Below are 22,179 nucleotides of genomic sequence, written 5' to 3' on the forward strand. Positions count from 1 at the left end.
TATAAATAAGCTATAAATAAATAGTAGCACCTATCCGAAAAAAGCACGAATAATTTGCCTTGCCTCGTGTTCAATGAACGAATTCATTGGATTAGCTAGTGGAACACGCTACTCCTACTCAGCCACTATCTAATTAAAGAGCACTGCATCACGTTTCAACAATCGCTCCAACAGATAGGTATTCCCTTACAAATCAAGCAACAGTTGAATAAAAGACTGCAAAAGAAAAAGCAACCCTTGGCCAAACCATCTTCTAGTAGAAATGATCGTGAGATCCTTTCAATACCTTTTCATGGCGAGCAGCAAAACGGTTGCTTGATTATTTTAATTACTTACGTTTTTTCTTTTTCTTCTTTTGTTTTTTGACCATTCGGTTCATGGCCATTTTGCCTAGTTTTCCTTTAACACCGCCGCCAAACATTTGATCCATACCGGGAATATTCATATTTCCTTTGGACATTTGTTGCATCATTTTCCGAGACTCTTTGAATTGCTTGATCATGCGATTGACTTCGACCACGCTATTACCAGATCCCGCTGCGATCCGGCGACGACGACTTGGGTTCAACAAATCAGGATTTTCCCGTTCTGCTGGCGTCATGGAATAAACCATGGCTTTTTGCCGCTCAATCTGTTTCGGATCGACTTTGACGTTTTCGATACCTGGCATTTGACTCATTCCCGGAATCATTTTTAAAAGATCCTCGATAGGGCCCATGCCCATCACTTGATCGATTTGCTCCACAAAATCGTTAAAGTCAAAGGAATTTTCCTTCATTTTTTGGGCTAATTCTTCTGCTTTTTTCTCGTCATAATCTTGTTGCGCTTTTTCAATCAGCGTCAACATGTCCCCCATACCTAAAATACGGCTAGACATCCGATCCGGGTGAAAGACTTCTAAATCTGTCAGTTTTTCCCCAGTACCGGTAAATTTAATTGGTGCACCTGTCACTTGTCGAATCGAAAGCGCAGCACCACCACGAGTGTCCCCATCTAGTTTCGTAATAACGACCCCAGTGATACCCAGCTGTTGATTGAAACTGTCGGCAACATTGACAGCGTCTTGTCCAGTCATCGCATCAACGACTAAGAGGATTTCATTTGGTTGTGCCAACTCTTTGATCTGCTTCAATTCATCCATCAATGTTTCATCGATGTGCAAGCGACCAGCAGTATCGATTAAGACATAATCATTTTTCTTTTCTCTTGCCAATGCCATCCCTTGACGAACGATCTCAACAGGGCTGACATCGGTTCCCATATCAAAGACAGGAACATCTAATTGTTGGCCTAAAACTTTCAACTGATCGATCGCAGCTGGACGATACACGTCTCCTGCGATCATCAAAGGCCGTGCATTTTCCGTTTTGATCAAATGATTGGCTAATTTCCCAGCGAATGTCGTTTTACCGGCCCCTTGTAGACCAGCCATCATAATGACCGTTGGGATTTTTGGTGATTTCTCAATACCGACCGTTTCAGAACCCAATGTTTTGGTTAGTTCTTCATCAACGATCTTGACGATTTGTTGCGCGGGAGACAAGCTGTCTAAAACCTCGGCACCAACTGCCCGTTCCCGAACATTTTTGGTAAATTCCTTGACTACTTGTAAATTAACGTCGGCTTCCAATAAAGCCAAACGAATTTCTCGCATCATTTCTTTTACATCTGCTTCAGAAACTTTTCCTTTCTTACGCAGTTTGCTCATCGCCTGCTGCAGGCGTTCTGTTAAACTTTCAAATGCCATCTTTTTTTCATTCCTTTATTCTTCGATTTCTTGGATCTCTTCAATTAACGAGCGCAATGTCTCATCTTTAGGGTAGTGCGTCTTGGTATATTCAGACAATTGTTCCAACAAGTCTTCTCGCATGATATAGTCCGAAAACATGTGTAGTTTTTTTTCATAGTCTTCAAGAATTTTTTCCGTACGCTTGATATTATCATACACTGCTTGACGACTCACGTGGTATTCTTCTGCAATCTCACCTAATGAGAAGTCATCTGCATAATACAATTCCATATAATTCATCTGTTTTTCAGTCAACAGTGTGGAATAAAATTCAAACAACGCATTCATTCGATTGGTTTTTTCAATCTCCATCATTTTCCTCCTGCTCAGCAAGCCATTCGACATCTGACAGCACAGTCATTCCTTGTTGCTGAAAATACGCACTGGCAACACCGACACCTTCTTTTTTGACTCCTGAAAAATTGCCGTCGTATATGACGCGACTGCCGCAAGAAGGACTTTTTTCTTTTAAAATCAACTGCGTGACTCCAAGCTCTCGTAACTTTTGATAGGCTAGCTTCGCTCCAGCCATAAACTGTTCGGAAACATCTTCTCCAGTGGCAGTCATAACTTTAGCTTTTTGTGCCCAAACTGCATAACCATCCCCGCCAACAATTTCTGCTGGCTCACGAGGAATTGGCAATCCCCCAAGGACTTCCGGACAAACCATCACAGCTTGACCGGTTTGAACAAGTTGGACCAGTTGCGCAACCGCCTGATGCTGCCCATCATAACGGCATAAGACTCCGCCTAAACATGCACTGATTCCAATCATCCCATACCCTCAGCTTTCTTATCAAATCGTCCTTTATTATAGCATTTATTTGTGGCTGACAATAGTACCAATTCTTTATTCATGCTAAAATATAGTAGAACAACCTAAAATGATTGTTCCTTTGTGAAGGAAGGAGTTCATGATGAAAAAAATTCTCGTGGTAGATGACGAACCATCTATCGTTACTTTACTTACATTCAATTTAGAAAAAGAAGGATACCAAGTTGTTTCGGCGGTCGACGGTAAAATGGGGTTTGACCTGGCACTATCTGAAGATTTTGACTTCATTATCTTAGATGTGATGCTGCCGCAAATGGATGGTATCGAAATCACCAAGAAACTACGACAAGAAAAGGTTGAAACCCCTATTTTAGTTTTGACGGCAAAAGATGATCCTATCGATCGAATTTTGGGACTTGAAATCGGTGCGGATGATTATTTGACTAAACCCTTTAGTCCTAGAGAAGTGCTTGCTCGGATGAAAGCAATTTTTAGACGGTTGGAACCACGAGGCACGAGTGATCTTTCGGATCAGCCAGCAGAAATGTTGCAAATTGGCGATATTTTAGCTGACTTAACCAACTATCAAGTCAGTGTCAAAGGGGAAAAGATTTTTCTGACACCAAAAGAGTTTGAACTGCTCGTCTACTTTATGAAACGCAAAGGCCGTGTGATCGATCGCGATACCCTTCTGAACCGCATTTGGAATTTTGACTTTGATGGTCAAAGTCGGATCGTTGATGTGCATATCAGTCATTTACGCGAAAAATTGGAGCGTGATCCGAAACATCCGGAGTACTTAGTGACGGTTCGGGGATTTGGTTATAAATTTCAGGAACCTCAGGCATGAAACGTTTTGGCTATGGACTTTGGAGTCTGCTATTAGCCCTGCTCTTCATCATTTGCTGGCAGTTTCTCAGCAGTTTCTACCACCAGCAAGTGATCGCCCAGCAAGTAGACTTCCTCGAAGAAAAAGCGACGATCTTTTTGAATCTGTCTGATAATCAATCAGCAACATTACAACAATTTGCGAATTCGTATGTACAAGATAGTTCCAGTCGTATCACTTTGTTAGATAAAGAAGGACGGATCGTCTATGATACCTATGACTCCTCCTTGCAAGAAAGTCGAGCAAACCGGCCGGAAGTACAGGCTGTTTTAAAAGGCAGTAATCTAGGCCAGTCTATACGGAAAAGCGCTACTCTTCATGAAGAACTGCTCTATGTTGCAATTCCTGTCAAAGAAGATGGCAATTTGCAGCAGATTTTGCGGATCGCTGAACCTACCGCGCCTTTTTTTGCCAAAAGCCAAACCATTCAACGCTCGATCTTTTTGGTTTATCTTCTGTTTTGTTTATTTGTCAGTTTGCTGACGTTTCATGCGTTGCGTCAAAGAAATCGTCCTGTGCAGACTATTTTACCTGTTCTAAAAAAAATGATCTCTTCACCTGAGCAACAGGCGATCATTATGCAAGAAACCCCTGAACACGATGACCTATACCAAACGATCAACCAATTGAGCGAACAAATGAGTCAAACGTATCAAGCCTATGCTGCTTCCGAACAACAATTATACGGTCTGCTCAATGAACTGATGATTGGCGTTTTCATCATTGATCAAGAAGATCGGTTGTTATTGTTGAATCCTACCATGCAAGAACAATTAGGAATCGAAACGTTGCCTCAGCTGCCTCAACCCTTTACTGAGGTCATTCATGACACACAATTGATCCAACTTATCTATCATATGAACGAACAAATTCCTGCTCTACACGAGGAAATCACATTAAGTGATGACCATCCACGAGTCCTTGATCTGACTTTGCGTTTATTTAATGAAAATGAATTACTGGGCATCTCCTATGACCTGACTCGAGTCCGACAATTAGAAAAAATGCAAAAGGATTTCGTCGGGAATGTTTCTCATGAATTGAAAACCCCAGTTACTTCTTTGATCGGCTTTACGGAAACGTTGCTGGATGGCGCTTTAGAAGATCGGGAAACATTGGTTTCCTTTCTTAACATCATTCAAAAAGATGCCTATCGGTTAGAGAATTTGATCCAAGAAATCATTCTCTTATCCAAAGACAGTCACTCATTTGATTATACTGCGCAAGAAATCGAGCTCCGGGTATTGATTGAGCAGATCATCCGCTCCTACGAGCCAATCGCACAAGAAAAACAGTTGAACTTTACTATCAGTGGTCCTGAAGATTTGGTTTTCATCTCAAAAAGAGAGTTATTGCAGCCCATCTTAAAAAATCTGATCGAAAATGCGGTCAATTATTCCAAATCACAAGGTACCATTCAGATTGATTATTCTTATCGTGCCAATCAATTGCAGCTCTCCGTTCGTGACCAAGGCATCGGCATTGATCGAGAAGATCAAGCCCGTATCTTTGAACGTTTTTATCGAGTGGATAAAGCCCGTACGCGCAATTCAGGAGGCACCGGCTTAGGACTAGCCATCGTTAAAGATTATACAAAACTGTTAGGCGGCACTATCACAGTCGACAGTTTTCCAGGGGCTGGCTCAACATTTACGATCACACTTCCTCTTGAAACAAAAAAAAGTTCAGGACCCGCGTAATCTATACGCAAGTCCTGAGCTTTTTAGTTTACTTGGCGAGTAGCAGATTGATTGATGTAACCTTGCCAGACACCTTTTTTGTCGTAGATAGATAAGTAGCTACTCCCATTAAAGTGACGATAGATATATCTTGCTTCGTATGTTTCTTTTTTCATTGCATCTGTTACAGTGTTTTTCTTTTTCCAGCTAAAGTTTTGCCATAAAGGATAATTTTGCGTAAACTTTATCTTCTTATGATAACTTTGTGTGCTTCCCGCCGCATTACTCGCAACTTTCATTCCATTTGCATTGATGTAACCAACCCAATTATCTTTATTGTCATACAGCGAAAAATAAACGCTGCCGTTTAAATGCTCATAGCGGTACTTAATTTTTAATGTCTGATGCAAATACTTACTGCTAGGTGCGCGTAATTTCCAAGAAAAATTTTGCCATATAGAGTAATTTGCACTAGTAATGGTTGCATACCGTCCATCACTAATTGCTGGCCCTTGATCTCCTTCTGCACTAAGTTTTGAAGATTCGATATAGCCGATCCATTTTCCCTTGAGATCATAGACTGAATCATATACAACACCATTAAAATGATGATATTTTCCCGTAACTTTATAAGTATTCTTCAACATAGCAGCTGTTACTGGTGCGGTTGAATTAAAAGTAAAGTTACGATAGACAGTTCCAGTTGCTTGAAATTTCACATACTTCTGTTTTGACTGCCAAGCACCTTGTGCACCATCGACTGTTTTTGTACCTGTTGAATTGAGATAGCCAATCCATACGCCTGACTGATCGTATAAAGAATAATACGTACTACCGTTACTATGTTCGTAACGATATCTTATTTGAAAAGTTTGACCTAAATAATCTTTTGAATTTCCTTTTTTCTTCCAAGAAAAATTTTGCCAAAGCGAATAATTGTCTTTCGTGATCGTGGCATACCGATTATCTTTGATTGCACTTCCTTGACCTTGACCAATAAAATACCGTTTGTAATCAGAAGACATATCAAATGTTCCACTAAACTCTGGGAAATACAAATTATCCGACCATTGCCAAGCGCTATATTCCGTGAATTTTTGATCTGTAGGAACATAAGGATAGTTTGCGATCCAAACATTGCTGTAACCAAGTGCTGCAGGATCAATCGCTTTTTCTGTGACCCAGCGAACACCTGTATAATGATGTGTATTACTATAACCTAGCTCTTTGATTCGATTAACAAACACTTTTGAAAGCTTCGTATGGTCTGCTTTCCCTATTATTTGGTTATCCTCGATATCATTAACCATTAATGCTGAGATCGGCAGCTTTAATTCTTTGGCATACTTAACAAAATACTCGGCCTCGGCCTTGGCTTGTGCTTCGGTTGTGAACCAACTGTAATGATAAGCATGAACGACTAAACCAGCTGCTTGCGCATTTGCAATTTGAGAAGCAGCTAATGGATTGCGATACGAAGTGGCTTCTGTCAATTTCACAACGACGGAAGTGATCCCGTAGCTTTTCATAATTTTGTATTGATCCACACTAATGATGCCATTGTGAGAAGAAACATCAATAAAATCTTGACTAGGCGTGGAAGGATCTCCTGCTTTGATACGAGCAACACTTACGGAACGAGTGGAACGCTGAAGACTGCCTACCTGTTCTTTCAAATCAGATCGGTTACGCTCTGAGGGATCAATTCCAATTTGAACATCATAAATTTTTTCTGGTTCTTCTTGACGTTCTTCTTTGGATTCTTCGGAAATTTGTACTTCTTCTGAGCTTTCTTGACTGCTTGCTTCTAAACTAGAACTTGAAGACAGTTCTGAATCAGATTGTTCTAGTGAACTGGACTGTACGATTGAGCTATCAAGTATTGAGCTACTTGAATAGCTCGTTTCTTCCTTCTTATCAGTAGTGAGTGGTTGCTTGTTACTTTCAGTTTCTGTCCCCAAAACAGTTCCTGTTCCTAAAGCTAGAACTGTTAAAAATGTAGACACAGATACCAAAAAATTTGTCTTTTTTGACATTTTTTTCCCCTTTCAATCTTACTCCTTTTCATTTTATAGTAAAAAAACAGAAAAATACAGAAAAAAAAGGGTAATCATCTACCCTTTTTTTTGCTATTCGCTTTTGAATTTCGATCTCAGCTTACTTTGTATTCGTAACTTCGCCTTCCACACTGCGTTCAACTTTCATATCTGTAATTGGTAAGTAACCCAATTCTTTCACGACACCTTGTTGGATATCATCACTTAAAATGTAATCAAGGAATTTTTTGACATTTGCATCTGGCTCACCATTGGTATACATATGTTCATAAGACCAGATTTTCCAGTCATTTGTGGCAATGTTTTCTGGAGTTGCTTCGACACCATCAATCGTTAATGCTTGTAATGAATCATCAAGATAAGAAAGAGCGAGATAGCTAATGGCTCCTGGTGTTTCTGCGACAATTTTACGTACGGTACCAGAAGAGTCTTGTTCTTGGGTTTGAATCGTTTCTGCCCCATCAAGTCCCCATTTTTCAAAAGTTGCCCGTGTACCACTTCCAGAAGCGCGGTTGATTACCGCGATTTCTTGGTCTTTTCCACCTAGTTCAGACCAATTTTTGATTTTACCAGTGAAGATACCAATCAAGTCCTGTTTGCTGATATCTTTAACACCAACCTCTTTATTGACTACCGGTGCCATTCCGACAACGGCGACTTTATGGTCTACCAGTTTACTGGCATCTACCCCATCTTTTTCTTCAGCAAAAACGTCAGAATTACCGATCGTTACAGCACCAGATTCTACTTGACTCAATCCTGTGCCACTACCGCCACCTTGAACCGTAATCATATAGTTTGAATTTTCGGATGTAAAGCTTTCTTGTGCAGCTTGAACTAATGGTTGCAGTGCAGTTGATCCAACAGCCAAAATTTCTACATTTCCTGATGCTGCCCCTGAAGCACTTGATTCATTTGATGCTTGACCGCTATCAGCAGATTTGGATCCGCTGTTGCCGCAGCCAGCTAGTAATAGTCCTGTTGCTAAGATTAAAAAGCCCAATTTTTTCATTTGTTAAATCTCCTTTCGTTATATGCTTAGTTTATCAACTCCTTGTAAACCCATGATTGATTTAAAGTAAAGAATAGATAAAGCCATGTAAATCTTTGGTAAACATCAACACATTTTTAGTACGAGGTATTAATAATGTTTCCTTGAATGAATTTGCTTGTTCGCTTCCTTTCTTTAAAAAAGGAAGGATTTGTTTCAAGCTACTTCGCCTACAATTGCTTCTAAGCGCAGTGCGGTAGAACTTGCATGCCACTCTTCCAGGCTCAGTCGCTGTGATTCATTTTAAGGTTACTACACTCTCCTTGTTCGCTCCTGCTCATCATCTGCTCTACCACTCTTTGAGTGTCAGTCGCAGTGATTCATTTCAAGGTTACTATGCTCTCCTTGTTCGCTCCTGCTCATCATCTGCTCTGCCACTCTTTGAGTGTCAGTCGCAGTGATTCGCAGCAAAAGAGCGTCCTGTTTAGGGACGCTCTGGTTGGTTTATTGATTTGGTTGCTTCTTCATGTAATTACTTAGGCGGATCATGGCTTCTTGCAGGTTTTCTTGGCTGGCTGCGTAGCTTAGGCGTACATATCCTTCAGCTTCTGGTCCAAATGCGATCCCTGGGATGATTGCTAGTTGATTTTTTTCTGCTAAATCAACACAGAATGCCATTGAATCTTGTTCATAACCGTCAGGGATCTTGGCAAATAAATAAAATGCTCCTGATGGTTTGGCGATTTCAAACCCTAATGCCGTCATTTTTTCATAGAGAAAATCTCGACGCTGACGATACTCAGCTTTCATGACCGCAGCATCATTGATCCCTTCGACTAACGCTCTTACAGCTGCTTTTTGCGAAATCGTCGAGGCTGCCGTTACTAAATATTGATGGACTTTGATAATTTGCGCAGTCAAGGCAACGGGGGCGAAGATAAAGCCAATCCGCCAGCCAGTCATGGCATGAGATTTTGATAATCCATTGATCAAAATGGTCTGTTCCGGTAAATATTCTGCAATTGAAACATGGGGGGCATCATACGAAAGCTCACTGTAAATTTCATCACTGAGGACAAACACAGGATAATTTTTTAGTACTTCCGCTAATGCTTGGACTTCTTCCCGGGAATAGACCACGCCAGTCGGGTTGCTAGGATAATTCAAGATAACGGCTTTCACTTCTTCCCCGTGCTCATTCAACGCGGTTTCCAACATCTCTGGTGATAAGACAAAATCATTGGCTGTAGTGTCTAAATATACAGGCGTAGCATGTGCCAGCTGAATCACTGGTTCATAGCCTGGATAAATCGGTGCTGGTAAAAGCACTTTATCTCCTGGCTCTAAGATGGCCAATAAAGAAGCCGAAATTGCCTCTGTAGCGCCGATAGTTACCAAGACTTCTGATTGCGGATCATAACTCAGTTGGTATTTTTCTTTTAAAAAAAAGCTCGCGGCTTCTCGTACATCTGTTAATCCCGCCATGCCTGAATAGTGGCTGTAGTTTTGCTCAATGGCGTGGACCCCAGCTTCCTTGACGTGATCTGGTGTATTGAAATCCGGCTCTCCTAAAGTTAATTTCAAGATATCCGGTATACCAGACACCCGTTCATCAAATTTTCGAATCAAAGAAACGGCAATTTGGTAGACTTCTTTGTTAAAACGCTGACTGACATCTGTCATCGTATCACTCCAATCCAAATGAAATTGATCTTTCTTTATTGTTGTTAATCCTATCACATTTTGAATAATAAATTAACACTTTTCCAAAAACTAATAAAAAAGCTTTACCGTTTATTTATTTGCAAACATAAACAACAAATGTTAGTATATAAACAAACGAAAAGGAGGTTAACAAAGATGAATAGTATTTCTACTGCCTCATTGTTGGAGTATGAACAAGGTTATCGCTCCACAGAAAGCCATTTTCATTGCCTTTTCTGCGAGGTAAGCTACGAAAAAGACCAAGTCTACCCTATTGCTGATCGTTTTTATACCGCAAAAAAGTGTCTCTTGTTGCATTTGAATGAGGCTCATGGTGGGTTACTGAATGCATTGCTGTCATTAAGTCGTGAACAAACGGGATTATCAGAAATCCAACAGGAGATTTTATCCTTATTTGCACAAGGACTTAGCGACGCTGTCATCGCCCAACGTCTAGGAATTTCTAATTCAACGGTTCGAAACCATCGTTTCAAATTAAAAGAAAAAGAACGGCAAGCAAAAGTCTTTTTAGGCATTATGAGTCATTTAGAAGAAAAAGATTTTGTCCTCCCTCACACAGGAGCAACCATGTTGGATGATCGTTATACCATTACTCCGGAAGAAAGAGAAAAAATTATTGCGACGTATTTTGATCAGAATGAATTCATTCAGCAATTTCCTAGCAAAGAAAAACGCAAAATCGTCGTGTTAAGTGTTCTGGCACAGAAATTTGATCCCCAAAAAAATTATTCTGAGCGTGCAGTCAATGACATTTTAAAACAGTTTATCGCTGATTATGTCACTGTTCGCCGTTACTTGATCGAATACGGATTCATGCAACGGACCAAAGACGGTAAAACCTATTGGGTGACAGTTTCCTAGCTAGACTATTGGCTAAAAAGCGGAGGCTTTGTGGGCGAAAAGCTCCTTTAAGGTGGATCATTGCACTGCACCACCAGCCTCAGCTTTTTTTCTAAAAACTATTCCTTGAGGATATCGTGTTTTACGTATGCAAAAAACAGTTATGCCGCAGCACAACTGTTAATTTTCTTTGAGAAATATTTTCTTGATGATCAACTTATCAAAAAGCTGTGTTTGATTGTCTTGTTCGCCAATGACTTCGGCACTGACTGATTTTCCATTTGGCTTTTTGCGCAGCTGATAAACGATTTTTCCAGTTTCTTTCAGTTCGTTGATCATATCAACGACACCGCCAAACCCTGTTTTGCGAGTAATAAACCCTAAAGCGACCATTCGTTCGTCCAAATTTTTTGCAGAGATCGTCGCCCCTGTGATCAATGCCTGTCGCATGATCTGTAAAAATTCTTCCAATCCTGCAACCTCTGGCTGATCTGGCTCTTCTTCTGCTAATGGTCGTTGATCCAGTTCCCGTAAAAGTGTTTCATATTGCTCTTGTGTCAGCATGACCCCTGCCACTTTTTCACGATTGAATACATATACTCCTGTTCCCGCTTCTCTCGCTTGATTAAATACATCCATCGGAGATTTTTTTACTTCAGTGATCGAAGTAGTGGGAACCTCTAACTTCTTCAGTTCCATTCTCAACGTCCTCCTTGTCTCAACGAACACATTATAGCATAAAGTGACTAGTCGATTGTAGGTTTATTTCAACTGCTTTATTGATAAATCAACAAAAAACCTCCGATTCAAAGGAATAAAAAAAACCGAATCATCTCACAGCGCGCTCCTACTAAAAAGAAAATCACGTCTCATAAATGATTCGGTTCTTTGTCACTCATCAATTTTGAGAGTCATGGCATTGATTGCTACTACAATCGTGCTTAATGACATCAAAACAGCGCCGACAGCTGGATTCAAAATGATACCAATTGGGGCTAAGACTCCTGCAGCTAGAGGAATCGTCACAATGTTGTATCCTGCTCCCCACCAAAGGTTTTGAATCATTTTTCGTCTAGTCTTATGAGCCAACTCAAGAAAATGCAGAATATCATTAGGATTACTATTGGTCAAGACAACATCCGCAGAATCTATCGCGACATCTGTTCCGGCCCCAATCGCAATCCCGATGGTTGCCCGAGCCAAGCTTGGTGCATCATTGATACCATCCCCAACCATTGCTACCCGTTGTTTCTTATTCAGATAATCAGCAACGATTCGTTCTTTATCTTCTGGCAGTAATTCAGCAAAATACTCCTCGATGCCTAGATATGACGCCACTGACTTAGCAGCTTCTTGATTGTCTCCTGTTAGCATCACTGGTGTAATACCTTGTTTTTTCAATGTTTCAATGAAATTTACCGCTTCTGGTTTGATTTGATCTCCTAATGCCACGAGTCCTTCTACTTGATTGCCTTTCACCAAGTAGCTGATGGTATTTCCTTGTTCTTGATATTTTTTCAGCTGATCCGTGTCAATGGTCGCCTGATACGGTTCGATCCCTTTTTGATTCACGATTTGCCATTTCTCTCCAGCAATCATCCCTTCGATTCCGATACCAGAATGCGCTTGGATTCCAGTCGCTTCCTTAGGTTGAATGTTTTCCTTTTTCGCTTGTGCTAAGATTCCCTCAGCAATGGGATGATTCGCCGATTGTTCCAGTCCTGCTAGATAGGCTAATAGTTCTTCTTTGGTATAGTCGCCAAAGCTTTCAATTCCCGTCACAGAGAAAGTTCCTTGTGTTAACGTACCGGTTTTATCAAGTAATAAGTAGTCCAAATCATGGGCATTTTCCAGTGCATTACGATTTTTCAACAGTAAGCCGTTTTTAGCAGCAATTGATGTCGAACGTGCAACAACCAACGGAATGGCTAATCCAAGTGCATGAGGACAGGCAATGACAAAGACCGTCACCATTCGATCCAATGCCGTTGGCAGATCCGCTGCGAAGAGCCAAATTACAAATGCAGTAATTCCGACGACCAATGCAATATAAAACAACCATTTGGCCACTTTATCTGACAAAGCTTCTAATTTTGATTTATCCGCCTGTGCTTGACGAACCATTTCCATTACTTTAGAAAGATAACTTTCATCGCCGGTTCCTGTTACTTCAATTGTAATCGTTCCATTTCCATTCACGGAACCTCCGATTACCTTGGCACCGGACTCTTTCGCTACTCTACGGGATTCACCCGTAACGGCGGATTCATCAATCGTGGTTGCCCCTTCTTTGATCACACCATCCGTAGGGATTTTGTCCCCCGCTCGAACGATCAAACGATCATTTTTCTTCACTGTGTCCAGTGGTATCTTTTCTTCAGAACCGTCTGCCTTTTTGCGGGTTACTTCATCAGGCAATAATTCAGCTAATTTTTGCAGCGCATTCCCTGCATTGGATACAGCATTCATCTCGATCCAATGGCCTAAAAGCATGATCACGATCAATGAAGCCAATTCCCAAAAGAAATCCATGACATGCGCGCCATGCATGAAATGATTCGCGATAAATGCGTAGATACTATAAACATATGAGACAGTGATCCCCATGGCAATCAACGTCATCATTGCTGGACTCTTTTGCTTTAACTCCATCTTCGCTCCACTTAAGAAAGGCTGACCGCCGTAGAAGAACAAAACTGTAGCTAAAACCAGCACCAGCCAGTCAGAACCTGGAAAAGTGAACTGAAGAGGCAATTCAATCCCCATCATTGGTGATAAAAGAATAATCGGAATTGCTAAAACGAGGGAAAGCCAAAACTTTTGCTTGAAATTCCCCATGTGCATACTATGGTCCATTCCTCCCATATCGTGATCCATATGGCTATGATCCATCTTACTGTGATCCATCTTACTGTGATCCATCTTACTGTGATCCATTTCCGAATGTCCTCCGTCCATTTCGTTATGGCTCATCTCAAACGCCTCCTTTAGACAATAAATTTCTGTACATTGGGCTCAACTGAAGCAGAACCCCGTCACTTTTCGATAATCTAAGTAAATAGGCTTTCCGCTGTAATTCGATTCAAAAATCGGTTGTTATTCCACCGTTGCGGTATAGCCAGTCTCTGTTATTTTAGCGATGATCGCATCCTCTGTGACAAGTTGTTCATCGTATTTGATTTTGGCATTGGCTTTCTTTAAATTCACCTTTGCTTTTTTGACACCTGGCATTTCAGAAACCGCATTTTCTACTCGAGCAACGCAGTGGGCGCAACTCATTCCTTCAATATGGTAGATTTTTTTCATGATTTATTCTCCTTCATTCATCGTACAATGACATTGTCCCGGTATACAGTTGCATGCAATAGTGGCTACCGGTTCTTTTTGTGCCAATGCTTCTTCTAGCATTGCTAAGTCTTCTTTTGTTAGTTCCGATTCACGGATCATCTCGGTTAATGTTTGACCGACTTTTTTAGCACAGATATGCGAAAACAAACTCTCTGTAGCACTTTGGATCGTGGCATCTTCAGAAACTAATGGATAATAAACGAATTTTTTCCCTTGCGTTTCTGTGCGCAAGACGCCTTTTTTCACGAGACGACCTAACAATGTTTTCACGGTTGCTGTCTTCCAGTCTTTGGATTCGCTAAGCAGTGCCGTTACTTCTTGGGCGTTGGATTTTCCTAATGTCCAAATCACTCGCATGATTTCCCATTCAGAATCACTGATTTTTATTGGAGCACTTGCTAATGGCATATTCTCCCTCCTTACTTGTTCACGATTTAAGTTTACATCTGTAATCGAAAATTGTCAAAAAAAAACTCTGCCAGTATCCAAGTTAGCTAGCAGAGAATGTTTTTTTAATAAAAAGCCCGATATCGAGTGACAGAATGGAAAGGTTCCTCTGGGCGTAGCAAGATTTCGCCAAACTGTGGGTATTTTTCCGTTCCGGGAACGCCTTGAGTCTCAATAGCCATTCCACCATGGTTGGCAAAAGGTCCGGTTTTCATTGGTGCCCCTTCTTCGCCATCACGGGTGGTATAAATGACCACTGCTGAACGATCTGTTGTGACAGTAATCGCCACTTTTTCATCAGGGCTTGTTACTTTCAAGTCCCATTCCTGATTATGATCCAATAAGAATGGATCATCTAGCAAAGTGGTACCCATTTTCCGCGCTTCACGAAAATCAAACTTCGTTCCCGCAACCGCCAGTTTATTCCCAGTTGTTGTGACATCAGGATTCGTTTCAGCCACATATTCCGCATTGATTTGAACCATGTGATCATCGATGGGGTTTCTAGTATCCCCAGTCAAATTGAAATAGCCATGATTGGTAGGATTATATAAGGTTGGCTGATCGGTTGTGGCATCATACGTAATCGTAAAGGAATCATCATTTTCCAATGTATAGGTCACTGTATAGGAAACATTGCCAGGAAAGCCACTATCGCCGTCCTTGCGTTCTGTCCGATAGATTACACCAGCAGCTGTCTCTGTTTCAAACGGTTCTGCCTCCCATGTATCGGTATCTAATCCCTTAAAGCCACCGTGGAGTGTATTGCCACCGTCATTATCCTCTGTTTGATACTCTTTCCCATCAATGGTAAAACGGGTTCCTGCGATTCTACCAGCAACCGGTCCAATGGTTGCGCCGTAGTAGCGGGCTTTCTGATGTCCTTCGATCGTATCATATCCCACGACTAAGTCTCTTCCCCCATCAACTGGCACGATCCAGTCCAATAAGCGGGCTCCTTCTGGACTTGTTACAAGTTTGACACCGCTATCATTTTTCATTTCATAAACTGTTCCCATTTTTTCTGTTTCTCGTTGCTGTACACTTGGCATTGACCATCCTTCTTTCTGCATTGAAATAACTTTCCTCATTCAGTATAGACGGTTTTGACCAAATACGTCAATAAGCTGAAAGCAGATTCCTTTTGTTCTGAGGAAAATGCTCTTAGAATGAAAGCAAGTAGAAAGAAGGAGGAATATATAATGGAATTAAATATGTCGCAAGCAGTCATCAATAAACTAGCAGGGTATGACGCCAATGAAGGATCTTGGTTACTTGATCTGGATGACGGGGTCGGACCATATTCAAAATTGGGGATTTGTTCTCTTGATACAAGTTTTCGCCTTTTGCTGGTCTCTGACAAAGAAATCCCCGCGCCTTACACCGTTTCTCTGTCGTCTGCAGTTGGACCTATTTATATTAAAGACTACACAGTCAATTATTTTGACCAAAACCCTAAGCTTAGTTTGAATGAGCGATTCCAATCAATCGTGTTAGAAACAGAATCAGGGGTTGTAGATCGCAATGTCGAGCTGATTGATCTGCGGAAGTAATCTTTCAAATAGGAACGCAAAAAAGAACGATTTTCCTTTGACGTCGTCACGTCATTTGAAAACCGTTCTTTTAAGTGATCGTTTTCGATTACTTTTTATGCTTCCCTCGCCGCTTTCTACGAGATGACCGCGGAGATGCTTCTCCATTGGCCTGTTGAAGGGGCGTTTCATTGAGTGTTTCGGTAGTTTTTTCACTCATGTCTTCATTGTTTTCTTCTAATGAACCCGTTCGTTTTGCCAAAACTTCTTGACGAAAGCGACGATTCCCTAGAAACTTCAAGGCACACATCAACGGCTGTCGATTTTCTCCCACCAAGCCAATCAATTCAATAAATAATTCAATACCAAATATTGTACTAATGATCAACAAGACAATTGCTGTATTACTGGCATAATTCATCAAGAGTGCAATGAAGGAAAACACTAATGCCAGTGCATAGATGGTCAGTACCGCTCCTCGATGGGTAAATCCTAAAGAAAGCAATCGGTGATGAAGATGCATTTTATCCGCAGAGGAGATTTTTTGTTTGTTGAACTTCCGGCGAATCATGGCGTAAACAGTATCGGTGATGGGTACCCCTAAAATCAGCATAGGGGTGATCACAGTAATAAACGTCGCATTCTTTAACCCCTGTAAGGAAAGAACAGAGATCATGAAGCCTAAAAACAGAGCCCCAGTATCCCCCAGAAAAATCGTGGCTGGATAAAAGTTGTAGGGAAAAAAGCCGATAATGGCAGCGACTAATGTAAAAATTACCATCGAAACAGCTACTGAGTCAGGCAAAAAGAAGTAACTAATAATCCCTATGGTCGTCAAACTGATAATTGATACACCACTAGCCAATCCATCTAGACCATCAATCAAATTGACGGCATTTGTGATGGCTAAAATCCACAAAATCGTCATCGGCAGTCCTAACCAGCCTAAATCAAACACCCCAATATAGGGAATCGATACAGTGCTGATTTTGATTCCAGCTACAAAATATATCTCTAGAGCAGCTAACGTCAGACCACAAACTTTTTGTAAGGGAGAAAGCTCGAAGATATCATCCATCAGTCCCGTCACCACAACGATTGCCGCGCCTAAGAGCATTGGCCAGACATAACTAAATGGCATCATCTCACGAAATTCCCAAAGCAGGACAAAGGAAAAAGAAAGAAAAATACTTAAACCTCCTGCCGTAGGCATCGTTTTGGTATTGATCCGTCGTTCTCCTGGGCGATCGACTGCACCAATTTTAAAGGATATCAATTTGATGATGGGCGTCAATATCAGAGAGATAATCATCGTGATGAAAAGACGTACAATAAATTTAAATGCAAATTCCATCGCTCGTTCTCACTTTCATTTATTTTTCCTTATTAGAAAAGGTATCTTCAAGTTTTGATGAGATACGTTCCACGGGATCTTTTCGTTCCTTGATTTCTTGACCTGATACATACTCTTCAACAACTGCGTTGATAATACCGCCTAATATAATGATCGTTGCTGCTAGATTCAGCCAAATCATCAAAACAATAAAACTTCCGATGATTTGATAGCCGCTGATTTTGGCTGCAAAAAAGCGCGCATAGATCCCAAAGACTTGCGACAACAACATCCAACCCGCAGTAGCGAATACTGCTCCGGGAAGTGTCGAACGAAGCTTTACTTTGGCATTCGGTACTAACCAATAGATCAGCATCAAAATAAGCAGCAGAGCAACGATCGTCAACGGCCACTTGACCGTTTGGAAGGTGGCGATCAAATCGTCCTGAATATGGAAGATTGGCTGCAAAAAATCCAATATGATCTTTCCTAATCCAATGACTAACGTCACACCTACAATTGCAATCATAAACAATAGAATAATGACAAAAGAGACCGCACGGACAACAAGAAAGTTTGACCGCTGATCAACACCAAATGCTTTATTCATAGCAATTTGCAATGCGTTGATACTTTGGCTGGCTGACCAAAGAGCAGCCAATGCCGATAGAGACAATAAACCGCCAGAACCGGAAGTCAGCAGATTTTCAATCGCCGGTCCGATAAATTCATACACTTGACCAGGAATCAATTCTTGGACATAGGGTAAGACATTGCTAGGAGCGATCGAAAGAAAAGGCAAGAGATTTCCGATCGCGATCAGCAGCGGAAACAGGGATAACAACAAGTAGTAGGCAACAACTACTGACGTTGTTCCCATTTCGGATTCTGTGATCCGTGTTTGCGTCGTTTCGATAAAACGCATCAGCTTCTGATTGCTTTTCGCCTTATTGAGCCATTTCATTTGTGGTTCCTCCGACATCCGTCCATTCTTCCTAATAAGTTCCTTCTTCTCCTTGAGAAGTCAAGATTCGTGGACCATCTTTTGTAATAGCTAGGCTATGCTCATATTGACAGCTCAAGCCGCCATCAAGGGTATACGCTGTCCAGCCGTTTGGATCCATTTTCATTTTCCAAGTGCCGGTATTGATCATGGGCTCGATCGTAATGACCATGCCCTCTTTCAAGCGTAGGCCTTTGCCTGCTTCGCCATAGTGAGGAATCATTGGTGCTTCGTGAATCGTAGGTCCAATCCCATGACCGACAAAATCGCGAACAACGCCATAACCTTCTCCTTCGGCATAGCTTTGAATCGCATGACCAATATCACCGATGCGATTGCCAACTTGTGCTTGTTCAATTCCCAAATACATGGCTTTTTTCGTTACTTCCATCAAACGATCGATTTCTGGTGTCGATTCGCCAACCACGTAACTCCAGCAAGAATCAGAAATGCCGCCTTTCAGATCAATGCACATATCTACTTTGATCAGATCGCCGTCTTTTAATACTTTTTTACGGGGAAACCCATGACAAATCTCATTATTGATGCTGCAACAAGTCGCATATTTGTAATCTTCAAAGCCGATTTGTGCAGCGATTCCGCCATGGCTTTCAATGTAATCTCTCACAAATACTTCGATATCCCAGCTAGTGATCTCTGGTTTGATGAATGTGCGAAGTTGTTTGTGAACGTCCGCAAGCAAAGCCCCAGACGCAGCCATTTGATCAATTTCTCTGGCAGATTTTAGTGTTATCATTTTCTCGTCTCCCTTATTTAAATTCCTCTTATTTTACCATAGAAAGTAGCTTTTTTACAAAGACTGCTGATTCGGCTAAGATTTTTTTCAAGAATTGTTAATCTTGATTGGGTTTGCTATAATCAGAGAGTGTTTTTATTGTTAACTAAGGATGGGAGGACTTATTTATGACTTTAGCTAAAATTGTATATGCAAGTATGACTGGCAATACCGAAGAAATCGCAGATATCGTTGCAGAAGCACTTGAAAATCTTGACATTGAGGTCGAACTCAACGAATGTACGCAAGTAGATGCAGATGAATTTGAAGATGCGGACATTTGCATCGTAGCTACTTATACATATGGTGATGGCGAACTGCCAGATGAGATTGTTGATTTTTATGAAGATTTACAGGATTTAGATCTTGCTGGAAAAACTTTTGGTGTCTGCGGTTCAGGCGACACGTTCTACGATGACTTTTGTAAATCGGTTGACGATTTTGAAGCCGCCTTTATCAAAACTGGTGCTTCAAAAGGAGCAGAAAGTGTCAAAGTTGATTTAGCTGCCGAAGAAGAAGATATTCAAAACTTAGAAGACTTCGCCAAAAAAATCGCAGCATCGCTTTGATCCACGAATCAAAAAGACTGTATCAAAAGCGCTCAGCTTTAAGAAATTTCAGCTTCATTTTGTAGAAGGGACTGTGCCATAAGTCTCCGACAAGTAAAATCCGAACAGTAACTAGTATTGCTCCTGCGGTGCAGGGGCTCCTCGTCGCAAAAGTCAGAGGAATCTAGAGCAATAGCATATGATTCGGTTTCACTTGTTGGATGATGATTTATGTCACAGTCCCTTCTTTCACTTCTTATCTATATACCCAAAATACCCAAAAATAGAGGGAAAAATCAATCATCGTTGATTTTCCCCTCTTTTTTTAATATGTTTTTCGATTTGGTTCATTCATTTTAAAATGTCTTATAAGAAATATCGATCGGCGTTTCGCGACGAATGATATTCTCTGCAGTTTCGGTCATCAATTTTGCAATTTGGTCTTCTGTCGGATGAAGAATCCCGGAAGACATCAACGCGGCTAATCCCGTGGCAACGATCCATACACCCGTATGCAATGATTTCAGTTCAACTTCTGTTAGGTCCTGATATTTCGGATCTTTTTTAACAGTTTTGACGAATAAATCAAAAGAAAACTTCTGCATGGAATCCCCCCCGCCATACTCTTCAAGGTAAAGCGCGCGATATAAGCCTTTTTCTTTATTCGCAAAACCAATATAATTCAAAGTCAGATCGACGATGACATCTCCACGTCTTTCAACAAGAAAGACTTCCGTTGCCAAATAATCGTAGATTTGATTGATCAAGGCGTTTTTTAGGTCATCCATGTTTTTGAATTCTAAGTAAATTGGCTGGGTTGAACACTTCATTTTCGCTGCAATGTTACGTGCGGTAAAACGTGTGAATCCTTCGGTTGCGACAACTTCATAGGCAGCTTTTAAAATCTGGTCTCTAGTAATAGTTTTCTTTCTTGCCATAATTTTTTAATCTCCTTAATTCTGCTATACATCGCTTTCAGAAAAACCTTTTATTCATTGTATCATGTTTTTTTAAGATTGCAAAACAACTTTTAAGATTGTTGCGGTCACTATTCGCTTCCAATTTCGCACAAAAAAACCTGTTTTTTTGACTTCTCTTTTGTTTGTTTTCAAAAAAAGATAGTGCTATCATAGAGAAAGGTATAGTTAGAAAAATTAGGAGGAATTTTAATGGTTTTACCAAATTTTAATCAAAATCTTGAGAAATATGCCCAACTGATTACAGAAGTTGGCGTCAATGTTCAAAAAGGACATACCATCGTGATCCAAATTGCTGTCGATCAAGCACCTTTGGCACGTCTTTTAACAAAAAAGGCCTATGCATTAGGGGCAGCAGAAGTTATCATTCAATGGACGGATGATGTTGTTCAAAAAGAGTTTCTCGCTCATGCAGACAGTGATCGTCTTGAAACGATTCCTCAATACAAGATCGACCAAACCGATGACTGGGTAGCAAAAGGTGCGAGCCGCATCAGTGTGGTTTCAGCCAATCCCGATGCATTAGCAGGGGTTGATTCAGACCGCGTGGCCATGTATCAAGCGGCTTCCGGAAAAGCGATGATCAACTTGCGAAAAGCAACCCAAGCCAACAAAGTGAGCTGGACAGTAGTGGCAGCCGCTGGTCAAGACTGGGCACAAAAAGTCTTTCCAGATGCCGCCCCAGAAGAAGCGCAAGACTTGCTTTGGGATCAAATTTTCAAAACAACGCGCATCTATGAAGAAGACCCGGTGGCAGCTTGGAAAAAACATGATGAAACATTGCAAGAAAAAGCCAACGAACTCAACGAAGAACAATTCTCCGCACTGCATTATACAGCACCCGGTACCGATATTATCATCGGCTTACCAAAAAATCATTTGTGGGAAGGTGCTGGCAGCTTCAATGCTCGTGGAGAAAAATTCATGGCAAACATGCCAACAGAAGAAGTCTTTACTGCTCCAGATAGCCGCCGGATCGATGGCTATATCTCAAGTACAAAACCATTAAGTTATGCAGGAACCATCATTTCCGGAATGAAATTTACCTTTAAAGATGGAAAAGTCGTCGATTTCTCTGCGGAACAAGGCGAAGAGGTTTTAGCAAAACTGTTAGCTATTGATGAAGGCGCAAAACATTTAGGCGAAGTTGCTTTGGTTCCTGATCCTTCACCTATCTCTCAATCCGGCATCATTTTCTTCAATACACTGTTTGATGAGAATGCTTCAAACCACTTAGCTCTGGGCTCGGCTTATGCCTTCAGCTTACAAGGTGGAACGGAAATGAGCGAAGAAGAATTAGCCGCTGCTGGTCTTAACCGCAGCCAAACCCATGTAGACTTCATGGTAGGATCTGCACAAATGTCCATCGATGGAATCAAAGAAGATGGCACCACAGTCCCAGTCTTTAGAAATGGCGATTGGGCTTAATACGCGAAAAAGGACTGAGAGA

General features: G+C 41.1%; 21 protein-coding genes. 6 read left to right on the forward strand and 15 right to left on the reverse strand.

All coding sequences use genetic code 11. The features are described from left to right. Positions 1–328 precede the first annotated feature (328 nt). The 3 genes from ffh to Q0A12_RS04890 are packed head-to-tail and all read right to left on the reverse strand — an operon-like array spanning position 329 to position 2,564. Positions 329–1,747: a signal recognition particle protein gene (gene ffh / locus Q0A12_RS04880; RefSeq protein WP_291291543.1), complete on the reverse strand. Its 1,419-nt coding sequence runs from the start codon at positions 1,745–1,747 to the stop codon at positions 329–331. A 15-nt stretch (positions 1,748–1,762) separates the two neighbouring features. After that, the gene (locus Q0A12_RS04885) at positions 1,763–2,101 is read right to left on the reverse strand and encodes a putative DNA-binding protein (protein WP_291291544.1); all 339 of its coding nucleotides are present in this window, start codon (positions 2,099–2,101) and stop codon (positions 1,763–1,765) included. Next, positions 2,091–2,564, reverse strand: a complete 474-nt coding sequence (locus Q0A12_RS04890) for a DUF523 domain-containing protein (RefSeq protein WP_291291545.1) — start codon at positions 2,562–2,564, stop codon at positions 2,091–2,093. Before Q0A12_RS04890 ends, Q0A12_RS04885 begins: the two co-directional genes overlap by 11 nt. A 142-nt stretch (positions 2,565–2,706) precedes the next feature. On the opposite strand from Q0A12_RS04890, the gene Q0A12_RS04895 reads away from it, so the two are divergent. Continuing rightward, the gene (locus Q0A12_RS04895) at positions 2,707–3,414 is read left to right on the forward strand and encodes a response regulator transcription factor (RefSeq protein WP_291291546.1); all 708 of its coding nucleotides are present in this window, start codon (positions 2,707–2,709) and stop codon (positions 3,412–3,414) included. Then, positions 3,411–5,153, forward strand: coding sequence for a two-component system histidine kinase PnpS (pnpS, locus tag Q0A12_RS04900; RefSeq protein WP_291291547.1), 1,743 nt, complete (start codon positions 3,411–3,413; stop codon positions 5,151–5,153). Before Q0A12_RS04895 ends, pnpS begins: the two co-directional genes overlap by 4 nt. A gap of 23 nt (positions 5,154–5,176) precedes the next feature. Here pnpS and Q0A12_RS04905 read toward each other — a convergent pair whose 3' ends face one another. The 3 genes from Q0A12_RS04905 to Q0A12_RS04915 all read right to left on the reverse strand — a co-directional run bounded on the left by Q0A12_RS04905 (position 5,177) and on the right by Q0A12_RS04915 (position 9,863). Beyond that, positions 5,177–7,168, reverse strand: a complete 1,992-nt coding sequence (locus tag Q0A12_RS04905; protein ID WP_291291548.1) for a GH25 family lysozyme — start codon at positions 7,166–7,168, stop codon at positions 5,177–5,179. 121 nt (positions 7,169–7,289) lie between these two features. Then, positions 7,290–8,201, reverse strand: a complete 912-nt coding sequence (locus Q0A12_RS04910; protein ID WP_291291549.1) for a phosphate ABC transporter substrate-binding protein PstS family protein — start codon at positions 8,199–8,201, stop codon at positions 7,290–7,292. Between the two features lie 483 nt (positions 8,202–8,684). Next, positions 8,685–9,863 (reverse strand): pyridoxal phosphate-dependent aminotransferase, encoded by a 1,179-nt coding sequence (locus Q0A12_RS04915; protein ID WP_291291550.1) that lies wholly within the window; start codon positions 9,861–9,863, stop codon positions 8,685–8,687. Positions 9,864–10,040: 177 nt separating this feature from the next. On the opposite strand from Q0A12_RS04915, the gene Q0A12_RS04920 reads away from it, so the two are divergent. Next, positions 10,041–10,766 carry a DUF2087 domain-containing protein gene (locus tag Q0A12_RS04920; protein WP_291291551.1) on the forward strand — a complete coding sequence of 242 codons (726 nt, stop codon included), beginning with the start codon at positions 10,041–10,043 and terminating at the stop codon, positions 10,764–10,766. A 159-nt stretch (positions 10,767–10,925) separates the two neighbouring features. Here the strand turns inward: Q0A12_RS04920 and Q0A12_RS04925 are convergent, their stop codons facing one another. From Q0A12_RS04925 to Q0A12_RS04945, 5 genes are all read right to left on the reverse strand, one after another. Continuing rightward, positions 10,926–11,444 carry a type II toxin-antitoxin system Phd/YefM family antitoxin gene (locus Q0A12_RS04925; RefSeq protein WP_291291552.1) on the reverse strand — a complete coding sequence of 173 codons (519 nt, stop codon included), beginning with the start codon at positions 11,442–11,444 and terminating at the stop codon, positions 10,926–10,928. A 192-nt stretch (positions 11,445–11,636) separates the two neighbouring features. Next, entirely contained in the window at positions 11,637–13,718 is a 2,082-nt protein-coding gene (locus tag Q0A12_RS04930) for a copper-translocating P-type ATPase (RefSeq protein ID WP_291291553.1), read from the reverse strand. Positions 13,719–13,841: 123 nt separating this feature from the next. Continuing rightward, the gene (gene copZ / locus Q0A12_RS04935; RefSeq protein ID WP_291291554.1) at positions 13,842–14,051 is read right to left on the reverse strand and encodes a copper chaperone CopZ; all 210 of its coding nucleotides are present in this window, start codon (positions 14,049–14,051) and stop codon (positions 13,842–13,844) included. A 3-nt stretch (positions 14,052–14,054) separates the two neighbouring features. Further along, the gene (locus Q0A12_RS04940; RefSeq protein ID WP_291291555.1) at positions 14,055–14,501 is read right to left on the reverse strand and encodes a CopY/TcrY family copper transport repressor; all 447 of its coding nucleotides are present in this window, start codon (positions 14,499–14,501) and stop codon (positions 14,055–14,057) included. 104 nt (positions 14,502–14,605) lie between these two features. Beyond that, entirely contained in the window at positions 14,606–15,592 is a 987-nt protein-coding gene (locus Q0A12_RS04945; RefSeq protein WP_291291556.1) for an aldose epimerase family protein, read from the reverse strand. 150 nt (positions 15,593–15,742) lie between these two features. Between Q0A12_RS04945 and Q0A12_RS04950 the strand changes: the two genes are divergently transcribed. After that, entirely contained in the window at positions 15,743–16,093 is a 351-nt protein-coding gene (locus tag Q0A12_RS04950; protein WP_291291557.1) for an iron-sulfur cluster biosynthesis family protein, read from the forward strand. Positions 16,094–16,181: 88 nt separating this feature from the next. Here Q0A12_RS04950 and Q0A12_RS04955 read toward each other — a convergent pair whose 3' ends face one another. The 3 genes from Q0A12_RS04955 to map are packed head-to-tail and all read right to left on the reverse strand — an operon-like array spanning position 16,182 to position 19,165. Next, positions 16,182–17,426, reverse strand: coding sequence for an MraY family glycosyltransferase (locus tag Q0A12_RS04955; RefSeq protein ID WP_291291558.1), 1,245 nt, complete (start codon positions 17,424–17,426; stop codon positions 16,182–16,184). A gap of 19 nt (positions 17,427–17,445) precedes the next feature. Continuing rightward, positions 17,446–18,369 (reverse strand): YihY/virulence factor BrkB family protein, encoded by a 924-nt coding sequence (locus Q0A12_RS04960; protein WP_291291559.1) that lies wholly within the window; start codon positions 18,367–18,369, stop codon positions 17,446–17,448. A 31-nt stretch (positions 18,370–18,400) separates the two neighbouring features. Then, on the reverse strand, positions 18,401–19,165 hold the full coding sequence (map, locus tag Q0A12_RS04965) for a type I methionyl aminopeptidase (protein ID WP_291291560.1): 765 nt from the start codon (positions 19,163–19,165) through the stop codon (positions 18,401–18,403). Positions 19,166–19,332: 167 nt separating this feature from the next. Here map and Q0A12_RS04970 point away from each other — a divergent pair, with 167 nt between their 5' ends. Next, positions 19,333–19,773 (forward strand): flavodoxin, encoded by a 441-nt coding sequence (locus Q0A12_RS04970; RefSeq protein WP_291291561.1) that lies wholly within the window; start codon positions 19,333–19,335, stop codon positions 19,771–19,773. A 335-nt stretch (positions 19,774–20,108) separates the two neighbouring features. Here the strand turns inward: Q0A12_RS04970 and Q0A12_RS04975 are convergent, their stop codons facing one another. Continuing rightward, positions 20,109–20,690: a TetR/AcrR family transcriptional regulator gene (locus Q0A12_RS04975; protein ID WP_291291562.1), complete on the reverse strand. Its 582-nt coding sequence runs from the start codon at positions 20,688–20,690 to the stop codon at positions 20,109–20,111. A gap of 231 nt (positions 20,691–20,921) precedes the next feature. Here Q0A12_RS04975 and Q0A12_RS04980 point away from each other — a divergent pair, with 231 nt between their 5' ends. Continuing rightward, positions 20,922–22,157, forward strand: a complete 1,236-nt coding sequence (locus tag Q0A12_RS04980; RefSeq protein ID WP_291291563.1) for an aminopeptidase — start codon at positions 20,922–20,924, stop codon at positions 22,155–22,157. Positions 22,158–22,179 lie beyond the last annotated feature (22 nt).

The sequence above is a fragment of the Enterococcus sp. genome, assembly GCF_022711995.1.
Lineage (GTDB): Bacteria > Bacillota > Bacilli > Lactobacillales > Enterococcaceae > Enterococcus_D.

What these genes read in the sequence shown, in the direction of transcription:
- ffh (WP_291291543.1), bottom strand. Translation starts at nt 1,747, where the DNA reads ATGGCATTTGAAAGTTTAACAGAACGCCTGCAGCAGGCGATGAGCAAA.
- Q0A12_RS04885 (WP_291291544.1), bottom strand. Translation starts at nt 2,101, where the DNA reads ATGGAGATTGAAAAAACCAATCGAATGAATGCGTTGTTTGAATTTTAT.
- Q0A12_RS04890 (WP_291291545.1), bottom strand. Translation starts at nt 2,564, where the DNA reads ATGATTGGAATCAGTGCATGTTTAGGCGGAGTCTTATGCCGTTATGAT.
- Q0A12_RS04895 (WP_291291546.1), top strand. Translation starts at nt 2,707, where the DNA reads ATGAAAAAAATTCTCGTGGTAGATGACGAACCATCTATCGTTACTTTA.
- pnpS (WP_291291547.1), top strand. Translation starts at nt 3,411, where the DNA reads ATGAAACGTTTTGGCTATGGACTTTGGAGTCTGCTATTAGCCCTGCTC.
- Q0A12_RS04905 (WP_291291548.1), bottom strand. Translation starts at nt 7,168, where the DNA reads ATGTCAAAAAAGACAAATTTTTTGGTATCTGTGTCTACATTTTTAACA.
- Q0A12_RS04910 (WP_291291549.1), bottom strand. Translation starts at nt 8,201, where the DNA reads ATGAAAAAATTGGGCTTTTTAATCTTAGCAACAGGACTATTACTAGCT.
- Q0A12_RS04915 (WP_291291550.1), bottom strand. Translation starts at nt 9,863, where the DNA reads ATGACAGATGTCAGTCAGCGTTTTAACAAAGAAGTCTACCAAATTGCC.
- Q0A12_RS04920 (WP_291291551.1), top strand. Translation starts at nt 10,041, where the DNA reads ATGAATAGTATTTCTACTGCCTCATTGTTGGAGTATGAACAAGGTTAT.
- Q0A12_RS04925 (WP_291291552.1), bottom strand. Translation starts at nt 11,444, where the DNA reads ATGGAACTGAAGAAGTTAGAGGTTCCCACTACTTCGATCACTGAAGTA.
- Q0A12_RS04930 (WP_291291553.1), bottom strand. Translation starts at nt 13,718, where the DNA reads ATGAGCCATAACGAAATGGACGGAGGACATTCGGAAATGGATCACAGT.
- copZ (WP_291291554.1), bottom strand. Translation starts at nt 14,051, where the DNA reads ATGAAAAAAATCTACCATATTGAAGGAATGAGTTGCGCCCACTGCGTT.
- Q0A12_RS04940 (WP_291291555.1), bottom strand. Translation starts at nt 14,501, where the DNA reads ATGCCATTAGCAAGTGCTCCAATAAAAATCAGTGATTCTGAATGGGAA.
- Q0A12_RS04945 (WP_291291556.1), bottom strand. Translation starts at nt 15,592, where the DNA reads ATGCCAAGTGTACAGCAACGAGAAACAGAAAAAATGGGAACAGTTTAT.
- Q0A12_RS04950 (WP_291291557.1), top strand. Translation starts at nt 15,743, where the DNA reads ATGGAATTAAATATGTCGCAAGCAGTCATCAATAAACTAGCAGGGTAT.
- Q0A12_RS04955 (WP_291291558.1), bottom strand. Translation starts at nt 17,426, where the DNA reads ATGGAATTTGCATTTAAATTTATTGTACGTCTTTTCATCACGATGATT.
- Q0A12_RS04960 (WP_291291559.1), bottom strand. Translation starts at nt 18,369, where the DNA reads ATGAAATGGCTCAATAAGGCGAAAAGCAATCAGAAGCTGATGCGTTTT.
- map (WP_291291560.1), bottom strand. Translation starts at nt 19,165, where the DNA reads ATGATAACACTAAAATCTGCCAGAGAAATTGATCAAATGGCTGCGTCT.
- Q0A12_RS04970 (WP_291291561.1), top strand. Translation starts at nt 19,333, where the DNA reads ATGACTTTAGCTAAAATTGTATATGCAAGTATGACTGGCAATACCGAA.
- Q0A12_RS04975 (WP_291291562.1), bottom strand. Translation starts at nt 20,690, where the DNA reads ATGGCAAGAAAGAAAACTATTACTAGAGACCAGATTTTAAAAGCTGCC.
- Q0A12_RS04980 (WP_291291563.1), top strand. Translation starts at nt 20,922, where the DNA reads ATGGTTTTACCAAATTTTAATCAAAATCTTGAGAAATATGCCCAACTG.